The organism is Nocardiopsis sp. TRM 82005 (assembly GCF_056312425.1).
The window spans coordinates 38,533-57,089 of sequence record NZ_JBWDTQ010000004.1 but is presented as its reverse complement, the minus strand read 5'-3'; the positions used below and the strand labels follow the sequence as shown (position 1 = coordinate 57,089).

The following is an 18,557-nucleotide window of genomic DNA, read 5'->3' as shown; positions in this document are numbered from 1 at the left end:
CCGGAGGAAGCGGCTCCGGGGCGATCGACTCCCGCTGAGGGGGCTGGCTCCGGCAGAGCCCGCCCCTCAGGGGACCTCTCCCTCCTCATGCTCCAGCGGCAGGGTGATCGCCACCTCGGTCCCGCCGCTCTCCTTGGGCTTGATCGCCAGAGTCCCCCCCAACTCGCCCACGATGAGGGTCCGCACGATCTGCAGGCCCAGGCTCGTGGTCCCCTCCAGGTCGAAGTCCTCGGGCAGGCCCCCGCCGTCGTCGGAGACCGCCAGTTCCAGGCTGCTCGACCCCCGGCGGCCCGGCCCGGCGTCGAACCTGCGCACCCGCACCTCTATCCGGCCCGGCCCCTGCCCCAGCCCGTGCTCCACCGCGTTCTGCACCAGCTCGGCCAGGACCATCGACAGCGGCGTGGCCACCAGTGCGTTCAACAGGCCGAACCCACCGGTCCGGCGCGGCACCACCGCGCTGCCGGTCGAGGACACCTCGGCCGCCATCTGCATCACCCGGTCGGCGATGTCGTCGAAGTCCACCACCTCGTCGGGGGTGTGCGAGAGCATCTCGTGCACGATCGCGATGGACCCGACACGGCCCACCGCCTCGTCCAGCGCGGCCCGCGCCTCCGGTACGTCCAGGCGCCGCGACTGTAGGCGCAGCAGCGCCGCCACCGTCTGCAAGTTGTTCTTCACCCGGTGGTGGATCTCCCGGATGGTCGCGTCCTTGGTCATCAGCTCGCGTTCGCGTCGGCGCAGCTCGGTGACGTCGCGCACCATCACCAGGGCGCCGATCCGTACCCCGTCTATGACCAGCGGTATGGCGCGCAGCTGCACGGTGACCCCGCTCGCGTCCACCTCCGCCTCCTGCGGCGCACGGCCGCTCGCCGTGTAGGTCAGCGCCTCGTCGCGCGCCTCCCCCGGAGCCGACAGTTCCAGCGTGGTGCGGTCCAGACGGGCGCCCACGAGGTCGGCGGCCAGTCCGAGCCTGCGGTAGGCGGACAGCGCGTTGGGGCTGGCGTAGACCACCTCGCCGTTCTGGTCCAGGCGCAGCAGTCCGTCGCCGACCCTGGGCGAGCGCACCATCAACGGCCCCTGGTCGCTGAACGGGAACTCGCCCTCGGCGATCATCTGTGCCAGGTCGCCCGCGCTCTGGAGGTAGGTGAGCTCCAGGCGGCTGGGCGTGCGCGCCGAACTGAGGTTGGTGCTGCGCTGGATGACCCCGATGAGCCTGCCCTGGCGGCGCACCGGAATGGTCTCCTCCCGTACGGGGACTCCGCCCGACCAGTCCGGGTCGCCGTCGCGACAGATACGGCCCTCCTCCCAAGCACGGTCGATGAGGGCTCTACGACCGACCACGCGCGGCGAGGAACGGGACGTGACATCGGTCATGTCGTCGCGCAGGACGGCCTCGACCAGGTCGTCCTGGAAGGCGGTCGGGCCGGTGGTGGGCCGCATCTGGGCGACCGCCACCCAGCCGTCGTCGGCGCGCAGGCGCACCCACAGCACGAGATCGGCGAAGGACAGGTCGGCCAGGAGCTGCCAATCCGAGACCAGCGAGTGGATCCACGCGAGGTCGGCTTGCTTGAGTGACGTGTGACGCCTGATGAGATCACTGAGGTGAGGCACTCACAAATCATCCCATGAAGGAGTGCATACTCAAGGGATACGCACTCGACCAGTGGTCCACACCAATCGGCGGTCGTGAACCCGCCGCGCCGCGACCACACCGGAGGGGTGTGTGGCAAGCGCGGGACTCGGCGGAGGAGACTGATGACTGGTCAGCGCACACTGGACGGCAACCCGCGGGTGCCGAAGTACTACCAGGTGAAAAAGCAGCTCCTGGAGCTGATCGAGGCGATGCCCGCGGGCAACCCGGTCCCTCCGGAGCGGGCCCTGGCGACGCAGTTCGGCACTTCGCGGACCACGGTGCGCCAGGCGCTCACCGAGATGGTGGTCGAGGGGCGCCTGCTGCGCATCCAGGGCAAGGGCACCTTCGTGGCCAAGCCGAAGGTGGCCCAGATCCTCCAGCTCACCAGCTACACCCAGGAGATGCGCGCGCACGGTCTGCACCCCGCCACGCGGATCCTGGACGTGAGCTACATCAACGCCGACGACCAGCTCGCCGAGCTCCTGGCCATCCGGTCGGGCGGGCGCGTGCTGCGCATCGAGCGGCTGCGGCTGGCCAACGGTGAGCCGATGGCCGTGGAGACCGCCCACCTGGCCGCGCGGCGCTTCCCGGGGCTGCGCCGGCAGCTGGACCGCTACGCATCCCTCTACGAGGCTCTGGCGAGCGCCTACGACGTCTCCCTGGCTGAGGCGGAGGCCTCGATCGAGACCGTCCTGGCGACCCCCAACGAGGCGCGCCTGCTGGGCGTGGACGTGGGCCTGCCACTGGTACTGCACTGCCAGCACAGTTTCGACGGCGACGGGCACCCGGTGGAGTGGGTGCGCTCGCTGTACCGGGGCGACCGCTACAAGTTCGTCACACGCCTGCGTCCCCCCATGGACTGACGGGCGGAGCCCGCCTCCCGGCCGCCGCGGACCACCGCCGCTACTCGACGACGGCCAGGAGGTCGCCCTCCTGCACGACGTCGCCCTGGGCGACGGCGAGGCGGGACACGGTTCCGGCCTCCTCGGTCAGGACCGGGATCTCCATCTTCATGGACTCCAGCAGCAGCAGGGTGTCCCCCGCCTCGACCCGGTCGCCCTCGGCGACCGGGACCTCGAAGATGCTGGCGACCATCTCGGCGTGGATCTGCGCCATGGGGTGTGCCCCTTCCAAAACCGAATAACTGCCCGGTTTGTCCACCTATGGGTATCTTCCGGGGCTGACGAGCCGATACTAAGGCAGTACCCGGGGGTAATCTCACCAGGTCCGGGCCACCGCGGCACGCGACCGGACGGCCCCGCGACGGCGGAGGCGGGGCCCGGACGGCCGACGGGCCCCGGGCGTCGGACCCGGTGCGAGGGGGCCTCAGAGGCGGGAGAGCACCGACGCCAGGGCATCCACCACGCGGGGGTCGTACTCGCTGTCAGTGTCCATTCGCAGGCGCTCCAGGACGGCGGACCGGCGCTCCTCGTCCCCGTTCTCACCGACCAGGTCGTCGAAGGCGTTGGCCACCTTGATGATCCGGCTGCCCAGCGGCGGTACGCCCTCGTCCCCGTCTCCGGTGATCGACTCGCACTGGCGGCGAACCATCTCGGCCACGTTGTCCAGTACACCGGTCTCGCGGATGATCGCCGAGCCGAGCTCCGCTATCCGGCGCTGCTCCCGCGGCGAGGCGAGCACGGTGGCGCCGCCCGCGATGGGCTCGCGCAGGGACAGCTGGCCGATGTCGTGCATCAGGGCGGCGTACTCCAGCTCCAGCAGCTCCGCCTCGGCCAGGCCCAGCTCACAGGCGATCCCGTGCGACAGGTGGCTGACGCGCCGGGAGTGCCCGTTCTCCACGTATCCGCCCACCTCGGTGACACGCGACAGCGCCCGCACCGTCTCCAGGTAGGTTCGCCGCACCTCCGCGTAACGGCGGAAGGCCGCCTGCGAGACCAGCAGCGGGGCGGTGAACACCAGCAGGCCCGCCAGCCCGGTCACCGTGCAGGCCAGCGCGATGAGCATACCGCTGGAACCGATCGCCGCGCCCATGGCGAGCTGGGCGCGCAACTCGTCCCGGACCGCGACCCCCAGGCGGGTGCGCAGGCGCTCCGCCCGCAGCACCGCCGCCACCAGGGCGTCCACCAACCAGGCGAGCATGACCAGTGCCGCCATCAGCAGTGTCGCCGCCACCGACGGGCCCGACAGGCCGAGCTGTTCGGCCAGAGGGCGGAAGGCGACCGCGAGCAGCGCCGCGACGAGCACCCGGCGGGCCACGTCCTCCACCCGCGGACCGCGTCCCACCGCGATGTGGGGCAGTTCGCCCAGCGCCACGCCCAAGGCGACCACCGCCACCACCTGCCAGGCCGAGTGGTGCAGGGAGCCGGAACCCAACGTCAGCAGGAACGCGTAGCTGATCGCGCCGGCCGAGGCGATGGGCGCGGCCTCCCGGTGGCCCGGCAGGGTGATCCTGGCCAGCTCGCCGACCGCGATGACCAGGCAGAACACCAATGCCACATACGGTTCCACGAACCCGGTCGCGGCGGTCCAGGCCAAGGCGGTCAGGGCGCCGGCCCCCACCGCGGCGACCAGCACGGCGTTCACCGGGCGGGAGGTGCGCCAGACGGGCCCCCGCGGACGCTGGTGGCTCAGGGCTCCGCCCTCCGGGCCGCCCAGCACGGGTCCGGACGACCAGTCCCCCTCCGACTGTCTCTGCGTCATCATCAGTCACGCCCGCCCGACACTGCCTCGGCGGAGGCCACGGACTCCTCGGAGCCCTCCGCGGCCGTGTCCGACACGGCGGGGACCCCCTCGGCCGTCTGAGCGGCCTTGGCGGCGGACTCGTCGGCGGCCTCCGACCCGTAGCAGCCGCCCGGGGGCTCGGCGATGTCCGGCGTCTCCCAACCCTCGCGTTCCACGGCGCGTACGAGCGCCTCGACCATTCTGGGGTCGAACTGGGTCCCGGCGCAGGCCCGCAGTTCGACGATGGCCTCCTCCGCCGACCACGCCTTGCGGTAGGACCGCGTGGACGTCAGGCAGTCGAAGACGTCGGCGACGCTGATGACGCGCGCGGACTCGGGGATCTCCATCCCGACCAGCCCCATGGGGTATCCGCGCCCGTCCAGCCGCTCGTGGTGGTGCCGGATACCGGCCAGGGCCTCGTCCAGGAAACTGATCTCCCGTACGATCTCGTAGCCCCGTGTGGGATGCAGTTTGATGGCCGCGTACTCGTCGTCGGTGAGCCTTCCGGTCTTCTGCAACACCTTGGTGGGTACTCCGAGTTTGCCGATGTCGTGCAGCATCCCGGCGTACCGGATCTTCTGCACCCTCTCGGCGGGCATACCCAGTTCCCGGGCGATCATGGCGGCGCCCTCCGCGACGCGCATGCAGTGGCCCCGGGTGTAGTAGTCCTTGGTCTCGACCGCCTGGCAGAGCGTGGCGAGGGTGGCCTCGTGCGCGCGGGTCTCGTCCAGCTGCTGGGCGAAGGTCCAGCGGGCGATGAACAGCGGCAGCAGCACCAACAGCGGTGCGACGAGGCCGATCCCGCCCCAGACCGCGGCGATGGCCAGCCCGAGCATCTGGTAGCCCATAGAGGACAGTTCCACGGCCATCAGGGGCCGCCAGTGGAACCTGCCCCCGGAAGTTCCGGGTCGCACGGCGCCCAGCGTCCACATCAGGACGGCGACGAGCACCGAGTTGACCAGGGAGTGCGCCAGGACCGCGGCGACGTAGGGAAGCACGAGGGCCGGAAAATCCTCCCGGCCCGGCTCCCCCACCGTTCCGCCGAGCAGGAGGTAGACGTGTCCGGCCGCGTAGGCCGCCAGTGCGAACTGTGCTCCGTTGAAGGCCCTCTTGACGAGGTTCTGCTTGCGCATGGCAAGGCAGGAGGCGAAACCGACCACCGCCGCACCGACCGGTCCGACCAGGACGACCGCGGCCAGGGACACCGCCGAACTCGGTGAGATTCCCGCTTTGACGCCCGTGAGGACGACCGTGCTGATCGACTCCGCGACCACGAAGAGGATCGCGATCAGAGCCAGCGTACGCAGATCGATGCCCTCGTAGGGACCGATGAGCATGATGGTGACAGCACTGACAACGATGATTCCGACGTAGACACGCGCGCCCCCAGGAAGAGCCCGCACCCCCGTTCACCCCCCGCCGACAACAACCGGACTGTCATAGTTTCACCGGTTCTGTTCTACCACCAGGACCATCCGGTGAAGGCGGATACCACCCAAACAGTTGCCATCGCGACGTAGAGCATGCCGACGAACATGGTTGTCCCCTCTCCCGAACGCAGACGCACCACCATTTCCCTGGGCACGCCGCGCAAATTACCCCATTCGTTGGATATGGCGTCCAGTTTAACGGCCAACAGCAGCGCCCCGATTACCCCCAACCCGAACTACCCCAACGCAGACCCTTCCAACCGACACCAAGTTCCGGAATATGGAACTACGAATTCAATTAGTGATGCCACATGATTACGGCGCGTAACCGGCGAACATCGGACATCAGCCGCCAAATCTCCACGGCGACACTGGTCGCACACCCCTCTTCCAGCCGGAACCACCAGGCATGACTACAGATAGTAACTAAGGGAAACACGCCCCGGAACCCGCAGGAAAAATCATTCCGAGTCGGTCACGACCGAGAACACCCCCGGGCGTGCCGGGCGTGTCGAAGAGCGCCTCAGCAAGGCACCTCAGAAGGCGTGTGACCAAAACCCAGACAGGCATGGGGGTTCCGATATGACACTCCCACAAAAGTGCACAAAACTCACACATCGCCTCATAGGCCACCAATACCGGATGAAGATGCAACCGACATAAAAAGTGGCGGAAGCTGGAATTCCAGCTCCCGCCACCGTGCGTGCCGAGTTTCAGAGGACCCTGCGGAAGTACCCTCAGGCGCGTGTGCCGGGGGACTCCGTCCGGGCCTCACGGGCCAACTGCTCCGTCCGTGCCTGTGCCAGGCGCCCGAGCACCTTGTCCCTCAGGTCCATCGGCACCGGATCGCAGCCGCAGTGTTTGGCCACGAGCTTCTTCACCGCCTCTTCGAGCCCGTGTTCCTCCAAGCAGGGGCCGCACTCGTCCAAGTGCTCCCGAATCTGCTCGCAGTTGGGCTCTTCGAGCTCACCGTCGATATAGGTGTAGAGCTTGTCGAGCACCTCGCTACACGGGGTACCGCTGTGTTTGTCGTGGCCACCGCTCATTGCCGATCTCCTCGATCCGAGCCGTCCTGTCCCCGCCCACGCGCGGACGTCCCCGAGGCGACCTTGGCGGTATCAGCCGCCGCCCTCGCCGGCAGGAACCCCCGCTCCATCGCGTACTCCTCAAGGAGGGACCGGAGCTGGCGGCGCCCCCTGTGCAGCCGGGACATGACCGTCCCGATGGGCGTCGCCATGATCTCGGCGACCTCCTTGTAGGCGAAGCCCTCGACATCGGCGAGGTACACAGCGATCCGAAAGTCCTCGGGCAGCTCCTGGAGCGCCCGTTTGACGTCGGTGTCGGGGAGGTGTTCGAGCGCCTCGGCCTCGGCCGACTTCAGGCCCGCCGCGGTGTGCGACGCGGCCTGGGCCAGCTGCCAGTCCTCGACGTCCTCGCTTCCCGCCTGCTTCGGCTCGCGCTGCTTCTTGCGATAGGAGTTGATGAAGGTGTTGGTGAGGATGCGGTAGAGCCACGCCTTGAGGTTCGTTCCCTGCTTGAACTGATGGAACGAACCAAACGCCTTGGCGAAAGTCTCTTGGACGAGGTCCTCCGCGTCCGCGGGGTTACGGGTCATCCGCAGCGCCGCGGAGTAGAGCTGGTCGAGGTAGGGAAGCACGTCCCTCTCGAAGCGCTCGTCCCGGTCCTCGGCTGTCTCCTGCTCTTGGCCCTGTTCCAAGCCCGTCGGCCTCCTCGCGCTGGTCCCAGCTGGGGCATCCATACCCCAACGATACGGTCCCATGGCACGGTCCTGCGCATCGGCGCCGTGTGGCGCCGGCACTGCTTCCTCGCGCGCAAGGCACGTCCCGGCAGTCGGCATGGTCTGGCGATCCTCCCCGGATACTCGCGTGTCACACGCCCGATGTCCGCCTTCAGGGCGCGGTGTCGGGGATAACAATGTTCTCCACGGGCTGATTCCGCGCCAAGCGGGGACGAAGGTCCTCTCCGTCCGAAACTTTGTCGTTTGGCTCTGTCATCGGAGGTGAGGCATGGCAGAGTGCGGGTAGGACCACTCGAAGGATGGGAGAGGAGTGCACGTGCGACCGTCCTCAACTCCGGCCTCCGATCGCCCCCGGTCGACGGCGGCCCAGTTCGCCACCCCCGACCGGCTGTCGGACTACTGGCGGTTCTACTGGGCGGTCGCCGAGGCGCAGATCGGCCGGTGGCTCCCGGACTCCCCCTCCCGCCTGCTCGACCTGTCCAGCCCCGACTACCAGGGCACCCCTCGCGCGGTGGCCGCCGGGCACGATGTGGTCACACTGCTGCCCTCCGAGGACGTGGCGGTACGCCGCCCGCTGACCCTGGTGAACAGCCGCGCGATGGTGCCGTCTCCGGCACGGCGCGGTCGGCTGCGCCACGTGGTGGGCGACTCCGCGTTCCTGCGCAACTTCGCCTCGGAGGTCTTCGACGGGGTCATCGCCGACAACCGCGTACTGTCCCGGCATCTGGCCACCGAAGCGGCGCTGGCCGAGGTCGCCCGGGTGCTGCGCCCCGGAGGCAGAGCGCTGCTGTGCGTGGACTCGGTGGTGCTGGGGATGGCGCTGCTGGCCGAGCAGGACTGCTGGCCCGAGCTGAGCCACGCGCCCACCGCGGACGTGCTCCTGGTGCCCTGGCCGGACGGTTCCATCACGCGGTGCTTCACGTCCGAGCAGCTCACCGACACGCTCACCGACGCCGGCCTGGAACTGGAGTGGGTCAAGCCGCGCACGGTGCTGTCCGCGTCCACGGTGGAGATGATGCTGGAGCGCGATCCGAGGTCGATGGGACGCCTGGTGGAGATGGAACTGCGCGCCACGGAGTCCGACGACTATGTGGGGGTGCACCTGGTGGCGAGCGCGAGGAAGCCCCTCTAGAGGCCCCTCTCGGGGCTCCGCCGCACCGGTGAGGTGAACGGGTGTGCCCGGGGCCGGCGGCGGATCCCGGGCACACCGGGGCTACTCCGCGAGGGGCAGGTAGACGCGCTTGCCGTGCTCGGCGAACTCCGCGGACTTGTCGGCCATGCCCTTCTCGATGGCGGCGACCGTCTCCAGGCCGTTCTCCTCGGCGTACCTGCGCACGTCCCGGGTGATCCTCATGGAGCAGAACTTCGGCCCGCACATGGAGCAGAAGTGCGCGGTCTTGGCCGGCTCGGCGGGCAGGGTCTCATCGTGGAAGGCCTGCGCGGTCTCCGGGTCCAGCGCCAGGTGGAACTGGTCCTGCCAGCGGAAGTCGAAGCGTGCCTTGGACAGCTCGTCGTCCCACTCCTGCGCCTTGGGGTGGCCCTTGGCCAGGTCCGCGGCGTGCGCGGCGAGCTTGTAGGTGATCACACCGGTCTTGACGTCGTTCCGGTTGGGCAGCCCCAGGTGCTCCTTGGGGGTGACGTAGCACAGCATCGCCGTACCGTGCCAGCCGATCTGGGCGGCCCCGATCGCCGAGGTGATGTGGTCGTAGCCGGGCGCGACGTCGGTGGCCAGGGGGCCGAGCGTGTAGAACGGGGCCTCCCCGCACAGCTCCTCCTCCAGGCGCACGTTCTCCGCGACCTTGTGCATCGGCACGTGCCCGGGCCCCTCGATCATCACCTGCACGTCGTGCGCGCGGGCGATGTGGGTGAGCTCGCCGAGAGTACGCAGTTCGGCGAACTGGGCCTCGTCGTTGGCGTCGGCGATCGACCCGGGGCGCAGCCCGTCGCCGAGGGAGAAGGTGACGTCGTACTCCCGGAGGATCTCGCACAGCTCCTCGTAGTGGGTGTACAGGAAGCTCTCCTTGTGGTGGGCCAGGCACCAGGCCGCCATGATGGAGCCGCCGCGCGAGACGATGCCGGTGACCCGTCGGGCGGTGAGCGGAACGTAGCGCAGCAGCACACCCGCGTGGATGGTCATGTAGTCCACGCCCTGCTCGCACTGCTCGATGACGGTGTCCCGGTAGATCTCCCAGGTCAGCTCGGCCGGGTCGCCGTCGACCTTCTCCAGAGCCTGGTAGATGGGCACGGTGCCGATCGGGACGGGCGAGTTGCGCAGGATGCGCTCTCGGGTCTCGTGGATGCGCTTGCCGGTGGACAGGTCCATGACGGTGTCGGCGCCCCAGCGGGTGGCCCACACCATCTTCTCCACCTCCTCGGGGACGGAGGAGGTGACCGCGGAGTTGCCGATGTTGGCGTTGATCTTGACCAGGAAGTTCTTGCCGATGATCATCGGTTCGGACTCGGGGTGGCACCGGTTGACGGGGATGACCGCCCTGCCGATGGCCATCTCCCGGCGGACGAACTCGGGGTCCACGCCCTCGCGGTCGGCCACGAAACGCATCTCGGGGGTGAGGGTTCCGGCTTTGGCGTGGGCCAGCTGGGTGACCGCGCCGCCGACCGGGGTGCGCTCGTCGATCCATTCCCGCCGAGTCTGGCCGAGACCCTGGTGGACGTCGATTCGGACGGTGTCGTCGGTGTACGGGCCGGAGGTGTCGTACAGGTCGAAATGGCTGCCGTTGCTGAGTTCCACCCGGCGCTGTGGGACGCGGAGAACGTGTCCCTCGGGGGTGTCGATCTCCCGGTAGACCTTGGTCGATCCCATGATGGGACCGGTGGTCACCCGGTGCTCCTCGGTGGAACCAGCGTCGCGGCTGTCGAGAGCCGTCATGGCATGCCTCCCTACGTCGGAATTACCCGAACAGGTTCTGCGGTCGGCGACACCGTTGAGCCGCCCTCTCAGCCCGCCATGGTGCGAGCTCCCGCGTTGCGTATGCAGATGTGCCGGCACGTGGAACGTGCCCGGGCCGCCGGGACCGGTAGGCCGGCCCCTGTGGCCTTGGACACCATATCCAGTTCCGGCCCGGGCCTGTCCACCGTCCCCGGGGTCAGAAAAGTGTCTCCGGTTCGCTACCCCCGACGGCGGGGACGGGTTCGAGCAGGTCGGGGCGGTTGTTCTTGATGCTGTTGACGTCGGTGGAGACCTCGTCGACCGCGAACCGGTCGGCCGGGGTGTCCTCCAGCAGGTGCGCCAGGTCGTCGGCCCCGGTCGCCGGGTCCAGCCAGGCCGCCCAGTCCTCGGAGGGCATGATCACGGGCATGCGCTCGTGGATGTGGGCGAGCTCGGGCGCGGCCTCGGTGGTGACGACGGCGCAGCTCCACACCCACGCGGCGGGGTCGTCCTCGGCCACCTCCGGATCGCGCCACCGCTCGAAGATCCCCGCCAGTGCCAGCGGCCGATCATCGCCGTAGTGGACCGAGTAGGGCTTCTTGTCCGCCTTGGACTTGCGCTTCTTGTGGTGGGGGTCGGTGACGGGCGAGGTGCTCGCCTGGACCGCCCCGTCCCTGCCGACCAGCTGCCACTCGTAGTAGGCGTCGGCGGGGAGCAGGCAGCGGCGGCGGCGGAAGGCCGTGCGGAAGGCGGGCTTGTCGGCGACGGTCTCGCCGCGCGCGTTGATCATCCGGTAGCCGATGTTGCGGTCCTTGGCCCAGGAGGGGATCAGGCCCCAGCGCATGGTGTGCAGGGACCGCGGCCCGGACGGCCCCCGGTGCTCGGCCCGAGGCGGCGGGCCGAGCACCGCGTACACGGACCTGCCGGGCGAGATGTTGTAGTCAGGGGCCAGTTCCTCCAGCGGGGGCCACGCCCGGGGATCGACCTCCTCGGGCGTGGCCTGCTCCGGCAGGCCGAAGGCGAGTTGCAGCTGGTGTACGTTCCGGGACTGGGCATAACGACCGCACATGTGTTTGATCCTACGGCGTGACCGGCCCGCCCTCCTCCGGAACACCCGTGTCCCGCGGGCGTTCCTCCGCACCTGCCTCCTCGGCTCCGTCCGCGTCCCGGGCCCGCCAGGCCCGGATCAGGCCCGCCAGCACGGCCAGGGCGCCCATCGGAACCAGGGTCCACGGTGCCCAGGAACCCAGGGAGCGCAGCAGCACCGAGCGGACGCGGGCCTGCTCCGCGTAGGCTGAGACCTGCTGGTCCGCCATAGCCAGCTCCGCGTACAGCAGCGGCGTCTCTCCGGAACCGTTCTGCGGGCGCAGGACCTCTGACCGGGTCTCGCGGGCGTCGACGACGGTCCCGCTGACCGGCTCGACCCAGAAAGTGCGGCTGACCGCGATCCAGCGGGTGGCGGTGACCATGCCGGAGGCCCCCGGACGGAACAGGTCCGCGGGTACCGGACGCGCTGAGCCGGGAACCTGGGTGGCCCCGATCTCCTGGCCGTACCGGCGGACCGGCACACCGGCCGCCTCCTCCTCTCCCCGGAACTCCACCGCCGGCGCCGAGCGCACCTCGGCGTCGTAGAGCGGCTGGTCCTCCTCCTCGGCACCGGGCGGCCAGAGGAGCACCAGCCCCGCCTGCCGGACCGCGTGGTCGCCGTCGACGTGCTCGCCGCAGCAGTTGACCGCCCGGCCGGTCGCCCGGTCGACGATGACCCGTCGGCTCCAGTGGTCGATCATCCGGTCGGGGGCGGAGGTGTCCACGGACATCTCCCACGCCGACCAGTCGTCACCGTGCGCCGAGGCCTCCACCCGGGTGACCCGCGTGAGTTCGGAGGCCTCCGTCCACGACCACGTGGAGGTGTCCAGGTACCAGGCGTCCTCGTCGACCATGCGGACCTCGAACTCGGCCTCGGCCGGCAGCAGGGCCACCCGATCGTGCACGTACAGAGGCGACAGGGCGGCCAGGGTGAGCAGGAACGCGCCCACGGCCACCAGGAGGGTGCCCGGAGACGGAGAGCTCACCGGGCCCGCCTCAGGCCCGACCTGGCCGCGGACCGGCCCACCGGTTCTGAGCGCGTTCATGTCCGGGCCTCCTCGGAAGCCTCTTCCCGCAGGTCGTCAGCGCCCCGGGGCGGCCCTGCGGCACCGGAGCCCGACCTCTCAGCGTCGTTGAGGGCACCGTTGGCCCCACCTGCCACGGGAGTGGCGGCACCGTCGGACTGAGCACTCGCCTGGCGCCCAGCCGCATCACCGTTAACGGCGGCCCCCAACGGCCTGTGTGTATCCGGGGCCGAAGCGGCGGCGGACGCGCGGGCCCGGGCCTGGGGCGGGTCCGCGTCAGCGGGTTCGCCTTCGCCCCGCTGTCCCAGGGCCAGGACGAGCCGGGCCAGCGCGGGCAGGCACAGCAGCTGGGGGACCCAGCCGCGCAGTGCCGCCCCGAACACCTCGGTGACGTCGTGGAAGGGCAGGTACAGCGCCATGTGGGTACCCGTGGCCATGGCCAGCCCGGCCAGCCCGAGCGACACCGCCACCGGCCACGGTCCGGCCAGGCGAGGCAGCATGCGCCCGCCCGTGGACGGCGGTCCCGGTTTGGCGTGCCGCAGCCGGGCGGGGGCCTGTCGGCCCAGCCACCACATGCACAGCAGGACCAGCCCGACCAGGGAGGCCCCGACCGCACCGGCCACCCACCCCCCGTAGACGAGGCCGAGCACCGGTACCGCCCGTCGGCCCAGCCGCCCGGGTCCGGCCCCGGGCAGCGCACGCGAGCCGCGCGGCGGCGGGGTCCGCGGCGGCCCGCCCCCGGGGAGCAGGCGCCTCGGCCACAGGGCCAGCACCACCAGCAGCGCGGCCAGGCCCGCGCCCCACGCGAGGGCTCCCTGGTAGGCGGTGTCGGGGGTGTAGGCGAGGGTGACGGTGCCCGCGCCGCCGGCGGGAAGCACCCAGGCCTGCTTCCACCCCTCCAGGCGGAGCGGCTCCAGCGGCCCGTCCGTCCCCTCCAGGCGTGCCTCCCAGCCTTCGTTGAAGTTCTCGTTGACCACGAGCAGGCTGTCCACGTCCACGTCCACGTCGAAGCTGCGCTCTCCCGGGCCCCACTCGTGCGGGGTCCCCACCTCGGCCATGGTGACCCCGGGCCGGTCCGCCACCGGGTCGGTGGTCTCCACCAGGGCCGAACGCACCTCGTAGCGGTTGCCGGGATCGACCACGATCCGGTTTCCGCCCTCGGCCAGGTCCAGGCCGGTACAGCTCTCGTAGCGCAGCGGGCGGCCGGTGAGCTGGTCGGCCAGGGTGCCCTCGCTGATTCGGGTCTCCACCCGCTGGCCGTTGACCCGCAGGGTGGGGCCGAGTCCGCAGGTGGTGGAGGCCCCGCCCTCGGGGAGCGGCTCCACCGGATCCACCCCGGGCAGGGTCACGGTGCCGATCTCCAGGGACTGGCCCTCGGGGCGCTCGAAGGTCACCCGCAGCGACCGCGCTGTGAGTTCGGCGAAGTCCACCCGGCCGCTGCCGTCCAGCCACCCCTCGCGGACGGTGCCGCCGCCCTCGACGGCGACCCGGATCGGCCGCAACACGCTGTCGGCTCGGGGAAAGCCGACCTCCAGGTATCCGATCGTGGCGGGCGCGCCCAACTCGATGTCGAGCCAGGGGTTCTTCTCCTCCGGATCCGGGTACCAGACGGTGCTCTCGTCGTCGTCCAGCACGCCGCGGCCCATGGCGGCCGGGTGCTGCACGGCGGTGGAGGAAGCGGTCACGTGCGGGTGGGGGCTGACGCGGTTGGCGGCGTTCTCCGCCTCCCTCGGATCGGTGAGTACGACCTCGCCCGAGACCGTGTGCGGCGCGTCGGCCGACTCCTCCGAGAGCTCGAACGTGCGGTCCAGGCGGCGCGCGTCCTCACCCTGCACTTGCAGCCTGGGATTGCACACCCAAACGTGGGAGCCCTCCATGCAGCCGGGCGCGGTTCCGGTGGAACCGGTGAACAACAGGGTCCCGGTGTCGGCCGGGCCGGGCACCCGCAGCGTGCGGGCCGGTTCCAGGCCCGGCACCGAGATCGAGGCGATGCCCACCCGGGTGCCGAACCGGTACTCCGGTTCCCAGGCCAGCTCGTCCACGCGCACGCGCAGCGTGGTGGTCAGCCCTGGCGGAGCCACCAGTTCCTGGGGCTCGGCGGTCTCGGCGACGGGTACCTCCACCTCGCCGCCGTCGGTGGCGAGGGTGACGCGTGAGGGCGGCGGATCGTCGGCCAGCTGCTCGAAGGCGACGCTGAGTCCGGCCAGGTCCTGCGGCTCTGTGAACTCGACCTCGATCCACTCCCCCAGGGCACCGGTGAAGGCACTGGACCGCCAGGAGGTGGTGAGGTCGTCGTCGAGAGCGGCGTGCGGGGCGTGCCCGGGATCGCGGTCCGCGGCCCGCGCTCCCGCCCCGCCCTCGGACGAGGAGGCGTCCACCGAGGCGATCCCGATGTCCTCGGCGTGGGCGACGTACCCCTGCCACGCCGGATCGATGATGTCGGGCGCGGGGACGTCCCGTTGGAGTTCCTCGTCCTCCGTGAGGGTGGCCGACACGTTACGGCGCACGTCGGGGTAGACGACCTCGCGGCGGCGGGCGGTGTCGGTGACGACCGTGTCCTCGGCGGCGACCTGCTCGGCGCCGGGATCGTCGCCGAGCAGGATCGGGCGGTCGTCGTCGACCATCCCCTGCTCGGCCAGGTGGAGTACGGACTCGGGGCCGCCGGTGACCCGCAGCACCTCGTCGGCGGGCACGGTGCCGACGGTGGGCGCCGCGTCCTCCACCTCGTAGACCGTCAGTGCCTGGTAGGGCTGGTCGAACCACTGGGAGGCGGACTGGTGGTCCAAAGAGCCGATGACCGGGCCGAACTCGGCCGCGGCGGTGATCCCCGGCGAGTCCAGCAGAGCCTGGTGGACGCGAGCGGGCCAACCGCCGTTGTTGCCGACGCGCTGGAGGTCGTTGCGCACGACGAGGTGGGTGACGCCCATACGGGCGAAGGCGGCGGCGAGCCCGGCCGAACCGCGCCCGGAGGAGACGCGCTGGTCGATCTCGTGGGTGAGCCTGGAGACGCCCGCCGAACCCCACGGGACGATCTGGTGGTTGGTCCAGGCCCCCTCCAGCAACGGCTGCATGGGCTCGTCCATGGGGCGGCCCCACTCGTACTCGCCACGCGCCGACCCGGGCAGGGCCATGGTCATACCGCGCTCGTCAGAGCGCTCCTCCAGCCAGTCGGTGGCCTCGTGCCAGTAGTCGGGGATCTCCGTGTAGGAACCCGCGGGAGCGATCCCGACGGTGCTGACGGGCACCAAGGTGACCAGGAAGACGGCGGCGGTGCCGCCCGAGACGGCGCGGCGCACCCTTGCGGGCACCGCGGTGCCGTACCGGTCGGCCCGGTCCCGGGCCACCACCACGGGCAGGTGGGCCAGCCCCAGGACCAGGGGAAGGCGCACGAGCGCGTCGAACTTGTGCACGTTGCGGAACGGGGACAGGGCGCCGTCGAACAGCTCGCGCATGGTCCCGGCGAAGGGTCCGGTGAGGTCGCCGGTGAAACCCGCGACGATGATCGCGGTACCGGTCAGCAGGCTCACGACGAGGAAGAGCCGTTCGGGGGTGCGCCGGTTGGCGAGCCCGGCCAGGCCGAGCCCGGCGACCAGGGCGGTCGCCGCGACCAGCCAGGGTTCGGTGGACAGCTCCGCGCCCGAGGGCAGGGCGGTGTTGCCCTGGCCGGGCAGGAACCCCATCCAGTTGGAGGTACCGCGCAGCGCGTTGAGCAGCGAGGTGGTGCCGGTGGTGACGGCCGCGTCCTCGGTGTAGGGCATGAACGAGAACACGTACCGCGACATGATGAGCAGCGGCGCGACGTACCAGAACGAGGCCAGGACCAGCGCGCCCGCCCACCAGGCGATGAGCCGCCGCTTGCGGGGACCGTTCCGCCGGGTCAGCAGGTACAGGCCGGGCACGACCAGCACGGCCAGTTCGGAGGCGGCGTTGGTACCGCCGCACAGCAGGAAGGCCAGCCCCGAGAGCAGGGCCATGCGGGCAGGGGAGAGGCCGCGTCTGGCGCCGAGCACGAGCGGGAGCAGGATCCACGGCATGAGCAGCATGGGCTGCAACTCGGCGGAGTTGTACGACAGCAGCGTCAGTACCCGCGGGGCGAGTGCGTAGGCGATCCCGGCCAGGATCCGGGTGTTGGCGGTGCCGATGCCCAGCGCCTCGGCGACCTTGTACACGCCGACGAACGCGGCGATGAGCAGGACGGCCATCCACAGGCGCTGGATGAGCCAGTCGGGCATGCCGAGCAGGTCGAACAACAGGTGGAAGGGCCCGTTGGGGAAGAAGTACCCGTAGGCCTGGTTCTGGATCTGGCCGAAGTAGGCGGCGTCCCACATGTGCAGGGCGCGCTCCAGGAACCCCAGCGGGTCGGCCGTCAGGTCGACCTTGGTGTCGCTGACGATCCTGCCGGGTTCGATGCTGGCCGCCAGCGCGCCCAGGAGCAGGCACACGGTGAGGAGCTTCAGCCGCGTGAGCAGCCGCTCGTCCAGGCCCTCCGCGGGCGGGAGGGGCCTGGAGGAGGGTGTGCGGGAATCCTCCGGTTCGCGCCTGGCGGTGGATTCCGTCGAAGTCAACTTTTCGCTTTCCTGCCTGCTGCCGTGTCCTGGATGCCGGGGGTACCTGGTGCCTCTGGGACGCACAGGGGGCCAGGGGTGTCGGGGGCCGGGCCGTCGGGAAGGCTGAGCTCCCGGGCGACGAGTCGGGCCATCCGCGCGCCGCTGGCCTCCCAGGTGAACCGGGACGCCCACGCACGGCAGGCGCGCCGGACCTCCTCGGCCCGCCGGGGGTCGGAGAGCTCCTTGAGGGAGCGGGCCACCACGTCGGCGAGGTCCTCGCCGTCGCGCACCAGCCACCCGGTCTCGCCGTCGCGGACCGAATCGCGGAGCCCGTCCACGTCGTAGGCCACGGTGGGCACGCCGAGGCGGGCCGCCTCGATGACGGTCAGGCCCCAGCCCTCGAGCTCCGAGGCGGTGACGTGGAGGTGGCAGGAGGCCAGGACACCGTTCTTGTCCTCCTCCGGCAGGAAGCCGTGCAGGCGGACGCGGTCGTCGATACCGTCCCGCTCGATCTGCGCGGCCAGGGGCGCGCCTTCGGGACCGCGGCCGATGATGTGCACCTTGAGGCCGGGGTGGTCGTCACGGAGCCGGCGGGCGAGGTCGGCCACCTGGGACACGCGCTTCTGCACCACCAGGCGTCCCAGGCTCACCACCGCTGGAAAGGTGTTCCGCGACGAAGGCGACGGTCGGGGGTGGCTGAGGGCGGAGGCGTCGTCCAAGTGTCCTCGTGTCCCGGGCGGCCCTCCGTTGTGAACGATCTCGATGGGTGCGCGCCAGCCGAGCTTGTCGCGCATGGCCCGGCGGGAGGACTCCGAGACGGTGACGGTGGTGCAGCGGCGGTAGACGCGCGAGGCGACGGCCGACTCGATGAAGCGGCCCAGACAGGCCATCGGCGATGAGAAGTAGGCGTCGAATTGCAGGTCGTGGACGTGGTGGACGACGCTGACCACTCTGGTACGGCGGCGCAGTACGAGCCGGGACAGGAAGGGGATCCCGTTCATGCAGTCGAAGGCGAGCTGGTACTCGCGACGCCACAGGGCCAGCCACGCCATGACGCGCGGGTAGACGGTGAACTTGCCGCCCATGCGGCGGATGACGACGCCGTCCCGGGTCTCCACGCGGGCCTGGTGGGGTTCACGGCTGGTGAGGAAGGTGACGATGGCGCCGCGTTCGGCCAGGTGGCGGCTGATCTGCCAGGCGTACTCCTCCGCTCCCCCCGCGCTGGACTGCCAGGGATCGCGCCAGTTGACCATGACCAGGCGCACGCCGTCCAGGCGCGGTCCGGAATCGGTGCGCACCTCCGGGCCGGAGCGGAGCCCCGTGTCGGCCCCCGCCACCTGGGAGGAAGCGGCGGCCGGGGGCGCGGTGGCCGCGGACAGGTCGGGCTCCGCCTCCCGGTGGACCCGGTGGACCTTCTGGAAGACCACACGCTCTCCTTCCGCGCGGTGTCCGCCCGAACCCGCGTTTCGCTACTCTCCGGATTTAAATCGACACGAACAGCAACCCCG

13 protein-coding genes are annotated in these 18,557 nt (G+C 70.6%); 2 read left to right on the top strand and 11 right to left on the bottom strand.

What is annotated here, in order from left to right:
• Positions 1-66: 66 nt before the first annotated feature.
• Positions 67-1,611, bottom strand: coding sequence for a sensor histidine kinase (locus tag AC0T5L_RS01595; RefSeq protein WP_476163514.1), 1,545 nt, complete (start codon positions 1,609-1,611; stop codon positions 67-69).
• Positions 1,612-1,755: 144 nt separating this feature from the next.
• Here AC0T5L_RS01595 and AC0T5L_RS01590 point away from each other — a divergent pair, with 144 nt between their 5' ends.
• A complete protein-coding gene (locus AC0T5L_RS01590; RefSeq protein ID WP_476163513.1) occupies positions 1,756-2,496 on the top strand; it encodes a GntR family transcriptional regulator in 741 nt (246 codons plus the stop codon).
• A 40-nt stretch (positions 2,497-2,536) separates the two neighbouring features.
• Here the strand turns inward: AC0T5L_RS01590 and AC0T5L_RS01585 are convergent, their stop codons facing one another.
• The 5 genes from AC0T5L_RS01585 to AC0T5L_RS01565 all read right to left on the bottom strand — a co-directional run bounded on the left by AC0T5L_RS01585 (position 2,537) and on the right by AC0T5L_RS01565 (position 7,504).
• Positions 2,537-2,749, bottom strand: a complete 213-nt coding sequence (locus AC0T5L_RS01585; protein WP_476163512.1) for a biotin/lipoyl-binding carrier protein — start codon at positions 2,747-2,749, stop codon at positions 2,537-2,539.
• Between the two features lie 210 nt (positions 2,750-2,959).
• Positions 2,960-4,294, bottom strand: coding sequence for an HD-GYP domain-containing protein (locus AC0T5L_RS01580; protein ID WP_476163678.1), 1,335 nt, complete (start codon positions 4,292-4,294; stop codon positions 2,960-2,962).
• 2 nt (positions 4,295-4,296) lie between these two features.
• Entirely contained in the window at positions 4,297-5,652 is a 1,356-nt protein-coding gene (locus tag AC0T5L_RS01575) for an HD-GYP domain-containing protein (RefSeq protein WP_476163511.1), read from the bottom strand.
• Between the two features lie 830 nt (positions 5,653-6,482).
• Positions 6,483-6,791 carry a mycothiol system anti-sigma-R factor gene (gene rsrA, locus AC0T5L_RS01570; RefSeq protein ID WP_476163510.1) on the bottom strand — a complete coding sequence of 103 codons (309 nt, stop codon included), beginning with the start codon at positions 6,789-6,791 and terminating at the stop codon, positions 6,483-6,485.
• A complete protein-coding gene (locus AC0T5L_RS01565; RefSeq protein WP_476163509.1) occupies positions 6,788-7,504 on the bottom strand; it encodes a sigma-70 family RNA polymerase sigma factor in 717 nt (238 codons plus the stop codon). Before AC0T5L_RS01565 ends, rsrA begins: the two co-directional genes overlap by 4 nt.
• A 310-nt stretch (positions 7,505-7,814) precedes the next feature.
• Here AC0T5L_RS01565 and AC0T5L_RS01560 point away from each other — a divergent pair, with 310 nt between their 5' ends.
• Positions 7,815-8,636, top strand: coding sequence for a methyltransferase domain-containing protein (locus AC0T5L_RS01560; protein ID WP_476163508.1), 822 nt, complete (start codon positions 7,815-7,817; stop codon positions 8,634-8,636).
• 81 nt (positions 8,637-8,717) lie between these two features.
• On the opposite strand, the gene thiC is transcribed toward AC0T5L_RS01560, so the two are convergent.
• From thiC to AC0T5L_RS01535, 5 genes are all read right to left on the bottom strand, one after another.
• Complete coding sequence (gene thiC / locus AC0T5L_RS01555; RefSeq protein WP_476163507.1) at positions 8,718-10,391, bottom strand: phosphomethylpyrimidine synthase ThiC; 1,674 nt, start codon at positions 10,389-10,391, stop codon at positions 8,718-8,720.
• Positions 10,392-10,608: 217 nt separating this feature from the next.
• On the bottom strand, positions 10,609-11,460 hold the full coding sequence (locus tag AC0T5L_RS01550; protein WP_476163506.1) for an SOS response-associated peptidase: 852 nt from the start codon (positions 11,458-11,460) through the stop codon (positions 10,609-10,611).
• A 10-nt stretch (positions 11,461-11,470) separates the two neighbouring features.
• Positions 11,471-12,523 (bottom strand): cell envelope lipid trafficking protein PgfA, encoded by a 1,053-nt coding sequence (pgfA, locus tag AC0T5L_RS01545; RefSeq protein WP_476163505.1) that lies wholly within the window; start codon positions 12,521-12,523, stop codon positions 11,471-11,473.
• Positions 12,520-17,067, bottom strand: a complete 4,548-nt coding sequence (locus AC0T5L_RS01540) for an alpha-(1->3)-arabinofuranosyltransferase domain-containing protein (RefSeq protein WP_476163504.1) — start codon at positions 17,065-17,067, stop codon at positions 12,520-12,522. The genes pgfA and AC0T5L_RS01540 overlap by 4 nt, the downstream gene beginning before the upstream one ends.
• Positions 17,064-18,476, bottom strand: a complete 1,413-nt coding sequence (locus AC0T5L_RS01535) for a glycosyltransferase family 4 protein (RefSeq protein ID WP_476163503.1) — start codon at positions 18,474-18,476, stop codon at positions 17,064-17,066. The genes AC0T5L_RS01540 and AC0T5L_RS01535 overlap by 4 nt, the downstream gene beginning before the upstream one ends.
• Positions 18,477-18,557 lie beyond the last annotated feature (81 nt).

Coding starts and splice junctions, on each gene's coding strand:
- rsrA (WP_476163510.1), bottom strand. CDS start 6,791: ATGAGCGGTGGCCACGACAAACACAGCGGTACCCCGTGTAGCGAGGTG.
- AC0T5L_RS01565 (WP_476163509.1), bottom strand. CDS start 7,504: ATGGATGCCCCAGCTGGGACCAGCGCGAGGAGGCCGACGGGCTTGGAA.
- AC0T5L_RS01550 (WP_476163506.1), bottom strand. CDS start 11,460: ATGTGCGGTCGTTATGCCCAGTCCCGGAACGTACACCAGCTGCAACTC.
- AC0T5L_RS01575 (WP_476163511.1), bottom strand. CDS start 5,652: ATGCTCATCGGTCCCTACGAGGGCATCGATCTGCGTACGCTGGCTCTG.
- AC0T5L_RS01585 (WP_476163512.1), bottom strand. CDS start 2,749: ATGGCGCAGATCCACGCCGAGATGGTCGCCAGCATCTTCGAGGTCCCG.
- pgfA (WP_476163505.1), bottom strand. CDS start 12,523: ATGAACGCGCTCAGAACCGGTGGGCCGGTCCGCGGCCAGGTCGGGCCT.
- thiC (WP_476163507.1), bottom strand. CDS start 10,391: ATGACGGCTCTCGACAGCCGCGACGCTGGTTCCACCGAGGAGCACCGG.
- AC0T5L_RS01590 (WP_476163513.1), top strand. CDS start 1,756: ATGACTGGTCAGCGCACACTGGACGGCAACCCGCGGGTGCCGAAGTAC.
- AC0T5L_RS01580 (WP_476163678.1), bottom strand. CDS start 4,294: ATGACGCAGAGACAGTCGGAGGGGGACTGGTCGTCCGGACCCGTGCTG.